General features: G+C 40.2%; 18 protein-coding genes. All 18 read right to left on the reverse strand.

What is annotated here, in order from left to right; genetic code table 11:
* Positions 1 to 373: 373 nt before the first annotated feature.
* A complete protein-coding gene (locus tag HCK02_RS10675; RefSeq protein WP_167630098.1) occupies positions 374 to 574 on the reverse strand; it encodes a hypothetical protein in 201 nt (66 codons plus the stop codon).
* 79 nt (positions 575 to 653) lie between these two features.
* Positions 654 to 1829: a DUF3725 domain-containing protein gene (locus tag HCK02_RS10680; RefSeq protein ID WP_167630099.1), complete on the reverse strand. Its 1176-nt coding sequence runs from the start codon at positions 1827 to 1829 to the stop codon at positions 654 to 656.
* Between the two features lie 33 nt (positions 1830 to 1862).
* Entirely contained in the window at positions 1863 to 2588 is a 726-nt protein-coding gene (locus tag HCK02_RS10685) for a DNA/RNA non-specific endonuclease (protein ID WP_167630100.1), read from the reverse strand.
* Between the two features lie 62 nt (positions 2589 to 2650).
* Complete coding sequence (locus tag HCK02_RS10690; RefSeq protein ID WP_167630101.1) at positions 2651 to 2860, reverse strand: hypothetical protein; 210 nt, start codon at positions 2858 to 2860, stop codon at positions 2651 to 2653.
* Between the two features lie 15 nt (positions 2861 to 2875).
* Positions 2876 to 3097: a hypothetical protein gene (locus HCK02_RS10695; protein WP_167630102.1), complete on the reverse strand. Its 222-nt coding sequence runs from the start codon at positions 3095 to 3097 to the stop codon at positions 2876 to 2878.
* Positions 3098 to 3122: 25 nt separating this feature from the next.
* Positions 3123 to 3305, reverse strand: a complete 183-nt coding sequence (locus tag HCK02_RS10700) for a hypothetical protein (protein WP_167630103.1) — start codon at positions 3303 to 3305, stop codon at positions 3123 to 3125.
* 116 nt (positions 3306 to 3421) lie between these two features.
* Complete coding sequence (locus tag HCK02_RS10705) at positions 3422 to 4039, reverse strand: thermonuclease family protein (protein WP_246215580.1); 618 nt, start codon at positions 4037 to 4039, stop codon at positions 3422 to 3424.
* On the reverse strand, positions 4036 to 4275 hold the full coding sequence (locus tag HCK02_RS10710; protein WP_167630104.1) for a hypothetical protein: 240 nt from the start codon (positions 4273 to 4275) through the stop codon (positions 4036 to 4038). The genes HCK02_RS10705 and HCK02_RS10710 overlap by 4 nt, the downstream gene beginning before the upstream one ends.
* 10 nt (positions 4276 to 4285) lie before the next feature.
* On the reverse strand, positions 4286 to 4864 hold the full coding sequence (locus tag HCK02_RS10715) for a hypothetical protein (RefSeq protein WP_167630105.1): 579 nt from the start codon (positions 4862 to 4864) through the stop codon (positions 4286 to 4288).
* Between the two features lie 193 nt (positions 4865 to 5057).
* A complete protein-coding gene (ltrA, locus tag HCK02_RS10720) occupies positions 5058 to 6854 on the reverse strand; it encodes a group II intron reverse transcriptase/maturase (RefSeq protein WP_167630106.1) in 1797 nt (598 codons plus the stop codon).
* Positions 6855 to 7529: 675 nt separating this feature from the next.
* The gene (locus HCK02_RS14120) at positions 7530 to 8588 is read right to left on the reverse strand and encodes a M23 family metallopeptidase (RefSeq protein ID WP_246215581.1); all 1059 of its coding nucleotides are present in this window, start codon (positions 8586 to 8588) and stop codon (positions 7530 to 7532) included.
* Positions 8585 to 10732, reverse strand: coding sequence for a CD3337/EF1877 family mobilome membrane protein (locus HCK02_RS10730; protein ID WP_425482885.1), 2148 nt, complete (start codon positions 10730 to 10732; stop codon positions 8585 to 8587). The genes HCK02_RS14120 and HCK02_RS10730 overlap by 4 nt, the downstream gene beginning before the upstream one ends.
* 23 nt (positions 10733 to 10755) lie before the next feature.
* A complete protein-coding gene (locus tag HCK02_RS10735; RefSeq protein ID WP_167630108.1) occupies positions 10756 to 11469 on the reverse strand; it encodes a hypothetical protein in 714 nt (237 codons plus the stop codon).
* Between the two features lie 58 nt (positions 11470 to 11527).
* Positions 11528 to 11890: a type II toxin-antitoxin system PemK/MazF family toxin gene (locus tag HCK02_RS10740; protein ID WP_246215582.1), complete on the reverse strand. Its 363-nt coding sequence runs from the start codon at positions 11888 to 11890 to the stop codon at positions 11528 to 11530.
* Complete coding sequence (gene mazE, locus HCK02_RS10745; RefSeq protein ID WP_167630110.1) at positions 11881 to 12108, reverse strand: type II toxin-antitoxin system PemI/MazE family antitoxin; 228 nt, start codon at positions 12106 to 12108, stop codon at positions 11881 to 11883. Before mazE ends, HCK02_RS10740 begins: the two co-directional genes overlap by 10 nt.
* Before the next feature lie 53 nt (positions 12109 to 12161).
* Positions 12162 to 12575 (reverse strand): type II toxin-antitoxin system PemK/MazF family toxin, encoded by a 414-nt coding sequence (locus HCK02_RS10750; protein WP_167630111.1) that lies wholly within the window; start codon positions 12573 to 12575, stop codon positions 12162 to 12164.
* Between the two features lie 14 nt (positions 12576 to 12589).
* Entirely contained in the window at positions 12590 to 15274 is a 2685-nt protein-coding gene (locus HCK02_RS10755; RefSeq protein ID WP_167630112.1) for an ATP-binding protein, read from the reverse strand.
* A gap of 34 nt (positions 15275 to 15308) precedes the next feature.
* Positions 15309 to 15794 carry a hypothetical protein gene (locus HCK02_RS10760; RefSeq protein WP_167630113.1) on the reverse strand — a complete coding sequence of 162 codons (486 nt, stop codon included), beginning with the start codon at positions 15792 to 15794 and terminating at the stop codon, positions 15309 to 15311.
* Between the last annotated feature and the right edge of the window lie 81 nt (positions 15795 to 15875).

The raw sequence follows: 15875 nt of genomic DNA on the forward strand, positions 1-15875 counted from the left end.
AGTCATAACAAAATACACTCCTTCTAAAGTGAACTAGATTTTTTATTCCTAGTGTCTACTTTATAGGGAGTGTATCACTTGCCCGCTTGGTAGGTTATTATTTCCTATTAAAACAACGGCTACCATCTTAAATGGTACTTGCGCATTAGGGAGTCATGTTCATGCATGGCTCTCTTTTCATACTTATGTTAGCATGTTCCCCCCTTTTAGTCAATGAATCGACTTAAAATGAGCGTTCATTCAGCTACAATATCCGACAGACAACTTCCAAACCAAAACCAGCCACCTGCGGTTCTTAGACAGATGGCTGGCTTTGATTTTTTGAATAGAAACAAGTTGATTATACCACATTTTTATCATAGATGAATAGGCTCTATTCAAAGACTTTCCAAGTCCAATCTAATAAAGCTCCTTGACGATCACTCGGGGGAAAGCTTTCTAGCATCGCTAAGTTTTTAGCAACCTCTAAGTCTTTAGCCGCCCCACTGCCATACTCGGCCTGATAAACATAACGTCCTTCCTCCAAATAAAGAAGAACCGATTGGCCAGAAATATGTTTGCCTTTCATTTTCATAAGATCCCTTCTTCCTTATCTATTTACCTTTAGTTTACAAAAAGTATCCAGGGAGCATCAAGAAAAAACTTCTGTTCATCTATTCCTTATTTTCTGCTTTTTTATACCTAGAAGTTTCGACAAGAAAGCCTAGACCATCATGCGTTACCCAAAATCGATTTTTCGTTTCGTAATAGTTTTGGCTGATCATCGTTTGTTTAATTTCTTCCACATTTCGAAAGCGATCCTGATTCAATTCCAAAAATTGTCTTCCTGTCATTTCTTTATGATTGTGCCACAATCGTAGAAATCGTTTTTTGATCGAAGGGAATTTCCGCCATTTTTGCCATTTATCGAATAAGGAGTCTTTCCTCCAGAAACAAATTTGGTTTCGTTTGTCCATAAGTAGGCCTGCTTGTTTCCAAGTGAAAGGGGACAATAGACAAGGGGACAATAGACTTTGTTTGAGACGTATCTGAATCTCTAAATGGACCCATCTTTGATGAACAGGGACTTCCTCCCATTCATTCGGCTGTATGATTAAAGGCTGATGCTGCATGAGTTCTTGACTCTGGCTAATCTGAACAAAACAAACTTCTGCATAAGGACGCCATCGTTCTTCAAGAAAAACAAAGTGATTGGGCTCTTCTTGTAAGAATCCAATAGGCTCTTTTCGATAATAAAAATGACGGTGTTGCAGTCGAAAGAGATCATACTGAAGAAGGGTTTCTGCCCCTTTCATTCCTCCATAAATAAGGAAAAGAACGAGTTGCCCCACCAGCCAAGTCATTAAGAGATCTTGTTGGAAGGTGTTAAAAGGGAGATCCATTTGAAAAACAAAAGCTAAAAAGAGACAAATCGTTAACATTCGATTGGCAAAGAGCCGAAATAAACGTTTGATCAAACGCTCTTTTTCCAACATTAGTAAAAAGAGACTGTAAGCTAAGCAGCTCACAAGTCCCCATACAAATAAACCCTTAAAAATAGAGACAATGGGAACGTTCGAAAGACCTTCCTGTTGAAACTTTTCCTGAGCCCAAATACCGATCGATGCACATAAACCATAAAAGAGCCACAAACTGAAGATGGCCATAAAAAGTTGACAACCTCGTTGAATAACTTGTCCAAGATTTATCCCCCATATTTTCCAAAATTCGCGTTGCTTAAGATGATGTTTCCAAGCTTGAAACGCCGCTTGCCGAGCTGCTCGTTCTTCTTTTTGGCGCCGTTCTTTCCGCAGTTGTTTCTCTTGTTGTTCTTCCCATGTTCGTTTCATATCCTTTTCCTCCTATTCATTGCAGAGTGGACGCTATTTCCGAAGTTCGGACGTCCCATCTTCATAGTGTAGTAAAATCCCTTTCTGCACATTAAAAATATAGACATTAAAAGACAGACCCTGATATTGAATACTTTGTGCTTCCAATTGGATGCCCCGAGCTAGTTTCTCTTCCCCACGAAAAATAGGCGTAACTCGATATCGAACTTGATTCCCTGTTTCTTTCACATACTCCGCAACTTGATTTTCATAATGAAGCATGTAAGGCGTGTTCAAGCTCCTTGTTCCTGTCATTAAATTCTTAAGATTATTATTTTCACCCGTTAACTGATACCCAATCAAATGGCAACGATTATACAACCAGTTGGACTTGCCCTGAACGGTCACTTTTTTATTGTGCCAGCCTGTGGGGTCTACAGTTAATGGCTCACGTTCTGTTTGAGGCATCATGGAGCGATCCAATAAGGCATTCGCTACGCCCACTCGGTTCCATCTATCTAAATGAGAAAAAGATTGATAGGCTTTCTGTCCTTTCTGTAACTCTTTATCCGAAAATTGTGGTTGGTTATGATGGAGCTGAATAACCTGATGCATACCATCAAATTCAAGATCTGCCAGTTCTTTTGTGCTCTGTGCTTGGACAGATCGACTAGATGGGGCTTCAGGTTCTTTCTGAGTAAACCATTGATGGTAGCCATAATTACCCATCCCCGCCAAGCATAAGAAAAAGAATAACAGCCAAAAAATCACTTTTTTCATCTTCTTCCATCCCTCCTTCATCAATGAGTTGATCGTCCCTAGTTCCAGTACTTTTCTGTGAATTAAGTTTTCTTTTTAATCGGCTTTCCTACCTGGATAAGAAAATAAAAAAGGAGTCCATACAAAGGAAGTAGAGGAATAAACACAGACCAAAAAGAACCTCCCACTGCTTCATTCGCAAAGGGAAGCAAGAGCATTAAAAAAAGGCCTAATAATCCTGCTAAAAAGCTGACAAGGCGTTTTCCTCTTCCTTTTTTTCGTTGTTTTGTCACAAACTTGTCCCTCCTTTAGGGTTCTAGTGGAAGTATCGTTAAAATAACCGCTTGTGGATAGGATTGATTAATTCGAGCTTTAATTTCTTCCATTCGTTGAACAGTCAAAGGAATGACCTCTTCCGAATCAATCTCTACCGTTACTTGACCAAAGGTAGCCGGGTTTCCGAAAGCAAAAGACACAAAATAGTATTGTGTCTCTTTCGATTGCCCATAAAAAAGTTCTCGAAGTCCCATATCGATTTGCTCCTTTTAGTGAAATTTAGTTTTCATTCAATAAATTTATGATTTGCTTAGCCTTTTTAGGATCGGTTGTAAAAAATAAATGGGGTTTCTTGCCCTCGTGGGTACATTCCCACTTCACTTCATTTCGTTTGTTGAGTAAGAACCAATCAGCTGCTGCAGAGAGCACTTCTTCTGTGATGAGCCGTCGTTGACTGCTCATCCCCCCCTTCTTGAATGGTTCTTGCTAAATAAATTTCACCAGACACCACAGCCGGACATAATTTGAGATGTTCATAAGTCATTTTCATTCCTCCTTTTTCTATGACATAGCTGTCATTAAGGCTGAAAGCCTTGATCAGTCACATAACCTGGTCTTGACCAGATTCTTCTTTTGGCTTGTTTAGCTTGGAATTGGGCGGCCTGTAGCTGCTTTAAGTATTTAGTATTGGGCGGCGAAATATAGGCCACGCGAGCATAACCTTCACGAACTAAAACTTCTTGGAGTAATTGCCCATTTGCATAGACATACGCCAACAATCGACCATATTTATCGATTCGTCCTCCAACATCATATTCCAGGGTTAGTGATTTACCGAGGACAAGAGCCTTCATTCGATTGGAGGCTTCTTTGGCGAATGGCTGAACTGGCGTATTGGGTTTCACGCTTTCAGGGGTATCAATCAACAAAAGTCGCACCGTTTTAGTCTGTCCTTTCTCCTTCACTTTTAGCGTATCTCCGTCTGTTACTTGAATCAGTTGAACCCTTTCTTGGTAACCCGATGAAGGTTCTTTTTTTTCGGAGGAGACAGACAAGTCTTGAACTTCTGAAGCATGTTGCTTAACAAACGAAAAAGTTTCTTGAAAAAGCTGAAAAATGGTCGACTTGGAGGTTCCGTTAGCCGCAAAAAACATAAAGCAGAGCAAAACAAGTAGCCCCATTCCCCATCGCTTCATGCTTCTTCACTCCCTTCGGGAATTTCCATCATGCCATAAAAAGGATAGCCAGTAATCCAGCTAATCCTGTCTAGATAGCGTTGTGAATCCCCTGGTTCAAGTAGACACCAAGCATAACCTTCTATTTCTTCTTGCACATCGTCTGAAGCTTCAGAAACTCCCTCCATGGGAGGAGAAAGCTTCTGAGACCCCTTTTGAAAGCCTGACAGCGTTTGACTAAAGATCCATAATTCCATGTCTCGTCACCTACTCTAACGTTTGAAAATGTGCTTTTGAAATCAGCCAATTTCCGTTCTCTTTTTTCCAGGTAAAGGTAACACCTAGATGTAAGTCTTGATCAGCTGCCTGACTCGTAATCGTCACCTCTAAATCGGTATAAGTCTTCACTGTGTCCCCGTCTTGGTGGAGATAAGCTTCTGAAGAATGAATCTTCGAAGCAACCTTACTTTGTTCGTGATCATGTGAGTCCTCCGCTTCCTCACTTTCTTTGGAAAAGGATGCGGTGAGATAAGCTTGAACCTGTTGATCTCGCTTCTGAAGGGAATCATAATTAAAATAAGCTTGGATGGCTGCCTGATTCTTTTGTAAAACACTACCCTGATCACTCTCTCCATTTGAATGCGTCGTAGACTGGTCAGATTCTTGTTTCCATATTTGTTTCTGCTTTTGAAGAGATTGGATTGTCGCTGTTTGTTCTTGAATTTCTTGCTTTTGTTGATCCAATCCTTTTTGAAGGGATCTGACCTCTTGGGCTTTGGTCCACCATAACCCCAGACTACCAACAACAATAAGCACGACAATCACACCTATAACTTTCACTTTCATTTGATTCTTTCCTCCTCTTTTAAGATTGGGGGGCTTTTAATCCAACAACGGGAGCTGGATCAATCTGTCCACCTGATTTGGCTTTCCGAATCTATAGCGATAGGTAAGGTTTTGATATAATCTCTACCTTTTCCCCCGCTCCACACCGTGCATGCGATTTTCACCGCACACGGCGTTCCCTCTAAAGATTATTTCACTTAATTGGTTCAAGATGACACTTAGTTCGAAGTAGATTAATTTTATCGAATTGCTTATCTGTTATCTGAAATTCAATTAGGTACTTCAAAACACTTTTTATAGTTTTCGCATGAATGATTTTGTGAACATTTTTATGAATGATTTTCAAATTATCGTACCGGTCGGTTCCACCCATTGAAACAGGTGTAACGTGATGACAATGTACTTCCTCCGATGATAATACACGCCCTGTTATTTCACATCTTCCTCTTACCATCACATATCTAGATAGCCGATTATCCATGTATTCAACAGTACGCCCTGTTTCCCGACGCCGTAGAATTTTCGCCATTTCAATTTTTATATCAATCCCAATCCCTTTATAGTATTTATTACGTCCAGTGGACGTATAGGGGACCATTCCGGGGATAAAGTTAATGGGTACTTTAAATTGAACATCAGCGATCGGGTAAATCCATGTTTTGCCAATCTTCCACGTCCTGTAAGTTTTTCTGTACAGTTTATCAAAAGTAAGATTGGTTTCATGATAAGGTTTGCTGTATTTACCTAATGTTTTAAGCCTTATTTTCATCATTGGTTTTAATTTATAATCTATTTCACTAAATGCCACAGAAACTGTCGTCGCGATTCTATAATAATTTTGCATTCCTAATATTTGATAGTTCAATAAATGGATATATCCAGGGTTTACCTGAATTCGCTTAATTGTTCCTCTCAATTTCTCAATCATTGTCTGTTTACTTACTTGACTCACATAACTTCGTGCTGTGTATTTATTTCCTTTGGAAACCGCTCTTATCTCAAAACCTAAGAACTCTGTCCGTTTCTTTCTTAAGTTAGTGATTCCCGACTTTTCAGGAGAAATCTCTAACTTTAGATGATTTTCAATATAGCCTTTAATGACTGTGTACCAGCGCTTTGCCATTGAATAAGAACGCGTTAGTAGTTTGAAATCATCGGCATATCTGATTAGATAACCTTCTTTTAAGGCTGTTCCTTTTAGAGCTCTGTATAATTTTCCCCCTCTGGAATATTGATGCTTAGAGGAAAAATTTTCCCACTGAGAAGCTATCCATTGGTCTAAGTCATTTAAGACAATATTTGCCAACAATGGGGATAAGACACCACCTTGCGGCGTTCCTTTCGCAGGAATTCCTTCACCTATTATTTCTGCTTTCAGTATCTTGCTGATAATGGCGAGTAATTGAGTATCTCGGATACCCATATTCCATACCTGACATCTCAATAAACGGTGATTCACATGATCAAAAAAGCCTTTAATATCTACATCAACTACATAGTGCAGTTGGGAGACATTAATAAGGGAATGAAGTCTTCCCATAGCTTGCTCAACACTTCTCAATGGTCTAAAACCATAGCTATGTTTGAAGAATTTAGCTTCAACAATGGGTTCTAAAATTTGCTTAATAGCTTGTTGTATAATTCGATCATATAGATTAGGAATTCCCAACGGACGTTTCTTACCATTTCTCTTCGGGATATAAACCCTTTTAACGGAACCAGGTTGATAATCAGATAACTTAGCTCGAATGATGGCTACAAATTGATTCTCATCTAATTTTTCTATATCTGCTATCGTTATGCCATCTACACCAGGCGTTTTTGCACCTGAATTGCGCTTCATGTTCCGATAGGCAAGTAAAATATTTTGCTTTAAGACAATGAATGGATACAACTTATTAAACGTTTTTCCATTTGAACTTGATTCATATAATTGGTCGAACAAAACTGTTAGACCATAATATTCTGTACTTCTTTCTAATGTGCTCAAGTAGGCATACCTCCTTATGCTGGTATCTCCTTCTCATACTCGAAACTTGAGCTTTATCTTTAACCTCTTCAAACGAATAATCTTTAGACTTGGGACTATCCCTCCACGTTAATTAGACGCTTCATCGGTACTGTGTCCCTACTTTCACAGAAACAAATGATGTTACCATCAACCTTTCCAGTAATAGCTGTTTGAAATAAAAGTTTTCTGCTTCCCACGTTCCTATTTTTCTAGCTTTAAACATCTATACTTAGGCGGCTAGCTATGAACCTGTAAATGTATAATCTCTTTGCCGATTATCCCGTCATTCCTAACTAAGATTCGTACTAAACGGTCATTTACCACACCTCATCGTGTGCCAGATCCTTTCGGTCTCTGTCCTACTTTAGATTCGTACATTCGCTGCTTCGTCAGACTTCAAATAAGTCATTCTCGCCATATATAGTTTGTAGCCTCCCGGCCTATAGGTTACGTATTCTGCCTCCAGAACATATTCCTCAGCTTAACCTGTTAGGGCAACTCTCAGCCGACTTTACCTGACTTCACACAAGTTCAAACTATTATGATCCCTTGCATGCAGGAGTATCAGAGGAAAGGTTTCAGCCAGCATGATGGCTTCATTCCCCTTCTCGAAAAATAAGTTCTCCCTTCCTCGTGGAAGGTGCCTGGTTTCGTTTATACACTTATCCAGGAACGTGTCGTACCCCAATGCAGATGGGGGCCGGTACTTTGTCCAGTTGATCCGACTTCTCCAATGACGTCCCCTTTTTTTACGGTTTGTCCTTCTTGGACTAAAATCTTTGACATGTGCCCATATAACGTCCATTCTCCCGTCTTCCCATGTTCCAATTCCACACAATTTCCATAACCACCATAACCACTTCCAGATACACCAAAATCAGCAAAAACGACTTTGCCATCATCTGCTGCATAAATTTTTGTACCTGTTGGTGCTCCAAAATCAATGCCTTTGTGGCTCTCTGGCTTTCCAGTTAAGGGATTAATTCGATCAACAAATCCACTAGTGACTTTTGGATGATCGACAGGGATTCGATATTTTCCTGTCCCTGATCCAGCACCACAATTGGGGTTACTGCCTGTGGAAATGTCATACCACTTGAGAATATTGCTCCAGTAATTTTTATCCCCTGGTCCGGCTCCAAATGTAGGCGCCACATTTTCATAAAAATAATTATTCGCTTCAACCGACCATTTTCCCCCTCGCTCTTTCTTCAACCAAGGGCCAAAGGCCGGAAAATTATAGAGCACCGATGAAATATTCACATCTTCTTCATTGGATGGAGAAGGTTCTCGTCCAGTAATGTTTTGAACTTTAGCTAGCATTTGTTTAAAAAAGGTAACCCCTTGTTTGATGCTTGCTTCCTTATTAAGGGTATTGGGAGGCAGTCCTAAACTTTCAGAAGCTTGAAAGACGTCTTCGACGCCATTAATTCCACCACGACTTTCTTGCATCACGTGAGCCAATAAAAGATTCAGCCACTTCTGGTCTAACTTTTGTCGGTCCATTTCGACTTTAATCTCGGGTGCCATGGCCATTGTTTGTTCATTGACTCCAGCCGTGATTGCACAGCCACCTCCGTCTACAGGTTTTTCTTGCTGAGCACCAAAAAAGATGGTACCTATTCCACCTAAAAATAAAACGGGAATAAGCACCATCCCGATAGCCAAACAGCTTATCAAAATGCCTATAAATAGAGCAATGCCTTTTTTCATCGTCCTTCACCATCACTTCGTTCGGCTTGTTTTCTTCGCTGGAATTTTTCTAGCTCCTTTTGCTCCTCATCCGCCTCTTTTTTCTCGAGTGAGTGCAAAGGACGAGCAGGCTCTCGTGCTTCCATTCCTGCCGAAGCACCTATAAAGTCTCCAGGAGCTGTTTCAGAAGGATTAGGTGGTAAAGGAACTAAATCTGGTTGTCTCCCCGTATCAGAAGGAGGTAAGGCTCCTTGTGGAGCTTGAATCGGAGATTTCTCTTCCAATTCTTTCAAACTATGCAATTCTTTTTCTGGAGCTACAGTTCCTTCTGCCCCCTGTTGTCCACCTATATAGCTGTGGTTCTGTCCCTCTAAATCAGCAAGTCGATGTAAATCAGGAGGAGGACTAGCTGTGTCTTGGTGTGCTCCTTGAGGAAGATTTTCCCCATTGTTATCTTCCGATGGGCTCTCTTTTTCCGTTTCATTCGGGGGACCCTCTTCCTCTCCTTTGGCAGGAGGTAAAGGAGCCAATTTTTCTTGTGGTGGTTTACCCGTTCCTTCTTCACCACTCTCAGGAAGGCCAGATCCACCACTTGGCGGTAGCTCAGATAAACCTCGATTCCCTGTAACACTTTCTCCGACTTGACCACCTGCTTGGAAACCAGCCATAGCCCCTTGGGGTCCTCCTAAATAAGCTCCTACGGCTGCCCCCGCCAAACGAGTAGTTCCTCGTACACCGGCCTCCAATTTTTCTTTGGCCGGATCGATGGCTTTCTTTGAACCTGCAATCACGTGCCGAACTAAACCTTGTCCTCTAGAGAACAAGCCCATAATTCGCTTCCGGAATAAGAATAAAATCAGAAAAATCACTAGTTGAAGATAAACAGACACAAAATACCCCATAAGTCCAGCCGTCATGGGAATATCGTAGACGATATCCGAAATGGTAAAAAGAATCATGGCAATGAAACTGACCACTACCTTGGCTCCTAATGGAAAGACCAACTCCCCTATATACCGCCATAGGATGCCCATTTGATTGGGAAGGACGCACATGACAAGAACAAAAGGAGCCAGACAAGCAATAAGAATAAAGTACAGTTGCAAACCCAAGAACAGAAAAGCAAGACCCCAAATAGGAATGGATAAAAAGCCATTCACAACGGTAAAGGCATTAACATAAACCATTCGGGTAATGATACTACTTGGGACAAGCATTTGATTATCGTATTTCTTAATTTCCTCTTTAATAGCATTTTCTTTCTTTTTTTCCCCTGGTTTGTTAAGTAACAAGGATTCTACTCGTTTACTTCCAATAGAAGCTTCATCCGCTGTTCCAAATTCAAGGTATAGCCAAGGGCGATGCACCATCATCTTAAAAACACCATCTTCTAAACTATCTAGCTTCGTGGCTCCATTTTGATTCTTTTGTGTTGCCGTTGCAATACCATTGGTTAAATCTGAAGTTAAGGTATTTACCCACACGGTCAACGTCTGGAAATTGGTAATCATTAATATAGCCAACGTCAAAGCGATAATCGGTTGAAAAAGAGATTTCATCCCTTCTAGGGGGGCTCGTTTCACTGAAAAGACATAAACCATATAAAATACCGAGATAATCGCAAATAAACTAGCTAATGTACCGAAGGTTCCCGTAGTTCCAATTTGATTTTGATGAATCCCTGCGGTATCTTGAATCTTTGTTCCCAGAATAGAAATTAAATAATTCATTAGGTCCCCATTCATAGAGAAGTGAAGCGCTGTCAATAAAAACTCAGTCATCATAATATTAAATTGGAAGGCTGCTTTGACTAACATCAAAAACATAGACACAATCATGTCTTGAACACTGCCCATCATGTCATCTGCTTTTTCAGAAAAGTAATTCCCTACAATTTTAATAGGGTTCCAAGATCCTTCTGTCTTATTCTCTTTTTTTTGGTACTGATCATAAGTAGCCACATCAATATCCGTATACCTGGGTTTGGATTTACTATCTTTATAAGGGCCAAATTGACGATCTTTGATATTAAATTGTTGGGCAAGTTCTGAAGCTGTAGTATCCTTTTGTTCAAGGTTTTTCGCCTCTACCGTTGGGCTCAGACAGAAAACAAACAGCAAAAAAAAGAGACTCCCAATTAGGAGCCTCTTGTATCTTTGTATCATTTTATTCAACACCTTTCCCTTATTTAATTTGAATCCGTCGTAAAGTTCTCACCACGATGGAGAACTGTGATCCTTTTGTCATCTCCTTTCACCATTTCCCGAATCCGAGCTTCACGTTTCTTGGTATTCGTTTCATTAAAATATGGCCAATCATTATACGAGCTCAATTTCCAATCTCCATGCTCCTTTATCAGTTCTAGTTTAAATACATAGTAATCGGTATTGTCTGGATACAATTCGGCTAATACAGTATTACTTTCTCCTGGTAAAGTATATGACCCATCAGACTTTCCAATTAAAATATAGTCTAAAACTCCTTTAGTTTTATATTGGTCATAAACAGCGAAAAAGTAATCTTTACTATCTATTAGCTTTTGATAGTCTCCTGGAGAAATAACCTCTTCTTTCTTTATGGATTCTTTATCTAAACTACTAAAATTTGAATCTCCATATACTTCATTATCAAAAGCATATTCTTTTTTTGGAGTTTCAGGGATTAGGTATTTTTGTAACTTTTCAGAAGCAAGATCTTCATAAATTACTCTTGCATCGAAGTCTACACTTGCCTGAAAAGCTTGTTTTGCAACTTCATCAGCTTCTGGATAAGCACTTGCCTTTTTGACATCTGTCGTATTGGCTTTTGCTCCTTCTTCCTTTTCTTTCGACGGGGCATCCCCACATGCGCTTAATCCAAGCGCAAGGAGAAGACCTAAACTCGCCAACAACCATTTTTTCATGTCTTTTCATCCCTTCTTTGTTTTTCTCTCTGAGTTCCATTTCATTTCCTGATCCATTTTAAGAAAAAGGAAACTCAAAATTAAATAGGAACTTCTGAGCAACCATATAAAAAACTTCCTCTTCCATACGATCTATAAACTGAAGACCTCTTCCTGCCTCTTCTGTATAGTCTAATGAAAATACCTGATTGGTGTTCACCTTACTTTTCTTATGAAAACTGTCTGATTCAACAGGTACTAGAAAAGGCCTTTCCTTTTCTGTACTTGTAATCGGACAAACAATCACAAGGTGCGTACTCCGATTATATTTGCGTGTACTCATGACAAGAGCTGGCCTTTTTTTTCCAATTTCATAGCCCTTAGAAGGCTCAAAATCAAGGGTAACTAAATCTCCTTGCCTTGGGATGTAGGTCACTCCCATTCACGTCCTTTCGGTTCCTCATATGCCCAATTTAGATCAGGCGTATAAAATTCGCCCTCTTCCGTCTGGTCAAAATGATTTTGGACTTTCGGAATAAAAAGCAGTGTTCCATTCTTTTTTTGTAGAACATAAAATTCTTCCCCCATCGCTACTTCTAACGTAGAAGGAATCGTGACCATGATCGCATTCCCTTGTTTTCTTGCTTTCACTGTACGCATCTTCTCATCTCCATTCCATTTCTTACTTTTAGTATACGATAACGCACAAGTAATTACAAGTATTTTCTAGTTGAATCGATTTGCAATAAATGACCTGTTTTTTGTGTCACACCTATCCAAGTTGCTTCATCAGCCCGTTCAATATATTGAGCACGTCGAGCTTGATAATCCACTGCTCGTAGTTGGTGAATTAAAATAGAACCATGTACACGCTTTTCTGGATCTTGAATCGTTAAAAAACCAGAAAGCTGAGGATGCGATTGATGGCTAACAGGACAAACTAAACAAAGGCCTGTTTCCAATTGAAAGGATACAGGACTAATCACGATCGCTGGACGTCGTTTATAAATTTCGACGCCTTTTGCTCCTGAAAAATCCAAATAAACAATATCACGAGGCTGAGGAACATAAATGGGCGACATCGCTGTCTTTTTTACACTGTGTGGCTTGCTCGCTCTCCGGCTCATATCGGTATCTCCTCCTAAAGATATTGCTGGGAACGCTCTTTTTCCCGCTTTCTTTCTTCTTCTGTGGAGGTAGACGTATCGAAAGCCGCCAAGACTTCATCAAAGACCGGATTGACACGAATCGCTTCTACACGACCATAAATATCTTGGAATAAACAAACCCCAGTTTCAAGGGACGTCAGCTGTCGGATATTCGTTGGTGTGACGGGCAACCCCATAAACCGCAACATTTGTTCCGCCTCTTTGGTTTCATTGAGGTGAAAACAAAATTTCATTCCCATATTATTGATGTCGTTTTCTTGGTCACTCGCATTTTGTGCGCCTTTAATTAAACTAGTGGTGTAATATCGACCACGACGCACAATGGTGTTATTCAATTCCCGTCCTTTCTCATTTCGGTCTGTGATATCTGCTTCATCTGAAATGATGATTTTATGTCGTTCTCGGTCACCGGTCATCATAAATTGTTGCGCATAAGCTGTAAGAGAAGTAAGGAGCGCCGTACTAATCTTTTCAGCTGGCGAATAGTCTGCTGGACGCTTTCCATTTTTCGGCAAGTTCAAATGTTCAATCGCTACCACCTGAAGAGAAAAATTTTGATTTAAACTTTGTTGTTGGTCCCCAGGCTTTCCAATTAAAAGTTTGGTGAACGGTTGCTTCATAAAGCTTTGTAGCGTATCCTGCAAATCAATTAAATCTTCCAGCCGATCTTTTGTAATGGTCAACCCCTCATAGTTCCCTAGATCTTCTCCTTTTCGTTGTGCTTCCAGTGCCTTTTGACAAACCTGATCGAGAAAGTCAATCGCATACGATACACAGGGTTCTGGTTGATTCGCTGCATACGAAAAAGCATGCATCAAAAAGTTGTATTTTTTCTCCCCCATCTTGGCTTCCGTTAAATAAGCAAAGATATCGGTGGCCACACTCTGTCCAGTCTCAACATCCACACTTGTTCGGAACGGATCCAATACCCCTCGGTACGCTTCACTATTATTCAATTCCAGGTAATTAATCTGTTCCTTGGGTAGATAAGGAAGACCCTTTTTCCATTTTTTTCTGTCATTTTTCGGGTCAATAACCAGCCCCAAACTACCAGTCAACACAGAAAGATAAACCAATAAATTTTGTAGAACTGACTTCCCAAACCCAGTGGATCCAGCAATCATAGCTGAAATCGAATTCACCATTGACGTCACCGAATCAAAGGCTTTACTGGCAAGTTCTGGATAAATAAAGACCGGTTTTCCTTGGAGGGTTTCTCCTAAATAAACCCCTCGATCGTCACCAATACCGCTTGCGGCACCAAACATCATGCCTGCAATCATACGGGGATCGACTTCCACTTGATAGTCTTGATTTTGTTGACTTCCCCCTGGAATCATTTCCATGAAGAGATAGGGTTGTTCCCCAAAAGGAGCATAGACTTCTAAACCTTTCTTGCGTGTTTCTTCCTGAAAAGTTTCTGCCCGATCTTGAAGTTCTTCTAATGTCGTGGCCTGGATTCGAAAAACGAGACTACAATCATACGTTGGGTAAGCTGTCTTCTCAAAATATTCTTCTAGAAGCAATATCCCTTTTTCTTTCTTGGCTGTACTCAGATCCATCTGTGTCCCAGCCTTGCGTGCTTGTTCATCTTGATCCTCAAAGGCTAACTTTTTATTGGTTAAATCCTTCAAGACATTTTCGTTGGGTTTAAAAGCCAACCGACCCGAATAGAGAAAGGGAAAGGCCAGTCCTTTCTGAAGCTGATACAGCCATTCATTACCCGGAAACTCATTCTCATCATGAGAAAATTTCGTTAAAGCAAAACAACGAATATAGAGACTCTCTGTCTTACCTTCTACATCTTTCGTTAACCGAAGAGTTTGAGCATCGACTTCTTCAATGTACGTTTGTTGTAACGACCGATAACCTTCTTCAGAAGGTGTCACAGCTTCCACATCTCTTCCATGTAGTTGAACGGTCTTCTTTGTCCCGTTTTGGAAATGAAGTCGAGGCGTAATATCTTTAAAGTTTGGAGTGGCCGAATACCGACTTTCAATGATATATAACAATTCAGTTAAACGAATCGCACGAACGCCTGCCCCAAACTGTTGTCCATTCTGAGAAGCCGAGAAAGCACGTTTCAGTTTTTCTTCAATTTGTTTGGATTGTTTTTGATAAGCTTCGATTTCAAACTGGAGTAAATCCTGATAATCTAATCCAATCGCTTGGTTCACAGGAGCATTGAGCCCCTTTACAAACTGACGAAATGTTTGAATCCACTGGGTCCCTCGGTTTCCTCGTTGATAACGATTCTTCGTTTTCAATAACTGGATCCCAATATAATTGCGATACTCCCGTTTTTCTAATAATTTATCCTCCTCAATCAAGGCCTTCGCCTGGTACTGAATAAACTGATCCCCATTCTCATATAACGGGTAGTCATAGTTTTCCGCTTTTTCTTTCATCATCGCTCGGGTTTCTTCCATGATACTTAAAATATTACTTGATTGCGGATTCCCGATTTCATGAATATCATGTCCTTGCGATTGAAAAAAGTTAAGCTGATTAATAAACGGCATAAATTTTTCTTCTTCCGATAAAAATTCATAATTAAAGCCAGGTACCGCAAAATAAGCCGTGACACGACCATCTTTCGAAAAAACTAAATTTCCTTCCACATGTTGTACGGGAAAGTTTAAAAAAGCTTTAGCCATACTGGATCATTCTCCTTTCAAAAAAGGCTCCTTTTTAGGAGCCTTCTCGTATCGTATAGAGTCCTTGTAAAGACCATATTTGAGTCTTTGGTTTGGAAATTAAAGGGGCTTTCACCTGATAGGTTCCCTTCAGTTGATAACGGTTGGGTTTCTTCACCAATTTTCCGCCATAAAAGGCTTCTCTTTTTTGTTTACGAAACATGTAGGTTAATAAGGAACGAAAATATTTCAGTGAATTCCGATTTTCCGTATAAACCCCGCCCACTAAATAAGCGACACCTATCGGTACGCCAATATAAGCTAACAACATCGGAATCCAACTTACCAATACATTTAAAAATGGGAGATGTCGCCAGATAAACATACCAGCAACAGCCCCTAGAAAATAGAGAAGAGAGCGTAACTTAATAGCTCTCTTCGTACCCACTCCCAAAAACTGATAAACCTTTCGTTCAAAAACGTACATGTTCGTAAGCACATACATCGTGACGCGTGGGGTTTGCGAAGACGGTTCTTCCATCCTCCTCCCTCCTCGTAAAATATATTTTAGAAAGATAAATGATCTTCCCTAAATGTTTCATTTCTTTTCCTTACGGAATAA

Source organism: Listeria valentina, from assembly GCF_011800755.1.
Lineage (GTDB): Bacteria > Bacillota > Bacilli > Lactobacillales > Listeriaceae > Listeria > Listeria valentina.